Consider the following 715-nt stretch of genomic DNA (forward strand, 5'->3'; position numbering starts at 1 on the left):
AACAGAGGGTATAGAGAAAGCCGCGCAATATATTGAGGCTGTTTTTGAAGAACATGATCTACAGCCGTTTTTTGACACCTACAGGCACAATTTTACCATTCAGGAGACTCAAGGGTTTAATCTGGTGGGAATGGTAGAGGGAACAGATCCCCGATTAAAGGATTAATTTATCATTATTGGATCCCATTATGATCATGTGGGCCTGGAAGAAGCGGCTGAAGGAGACGAGATCGCAAATGGCGCCAATGATAACGCTTCCGGAACTACTGCAGTACTGGAACTTGCGAAATACTTCGCGGCACGACCTCCAAAAAGGAGTATTTTATTCACTCTTTTTTCCGCAGAAGAAATGGGCCTGGTAGGGGCTAAGGAACTTGCCAAAAGCTTAAAAGCCAAAGGAATTGATCTTTACACCATGTTCAATATTGAAATGATAGGGGTGCCCATGGAAGGAAGAGCTTATAAAGCTTATCTCACAGGCTACGATGCCTCAAATATGGCAGAAAAATTCAATGAATATGCAGGTGAAAATGTCGTTGGATTTCTGCCTGAAGCCAAACAATACAGCCTCTTTCAAAGAAGTGATAATTATCCGTTTTACCGGGAATTCAAGATTCCGGCACAGACGATCTCTACTTTTGACTTCACCAATTACCCCTACTACCATCATGTAGATGATGAATTTGAGCTAATGGATACGGTTCATATGGAAGAA

The 715-nt window shown here is 42.1% G+C and carries 1 protein-coding gene; it reads left to right on the forward strand.

Annotated features, from left to right (window positions below; genetic code table 11):
- Positions 1-175: 175 nt before the first annotated feature.
- Positions 176-715 (forward strand): M20/M25/M40 family metallo-hydrolase (locus HC175_RS15845; RefSeq protein ID WP_317172335.1); only part of this gene is annotated, 540 nt, incomplete at its 3' end.

Source organism: Salinimicrobium oceani (genome assembly GCF_012037645.1).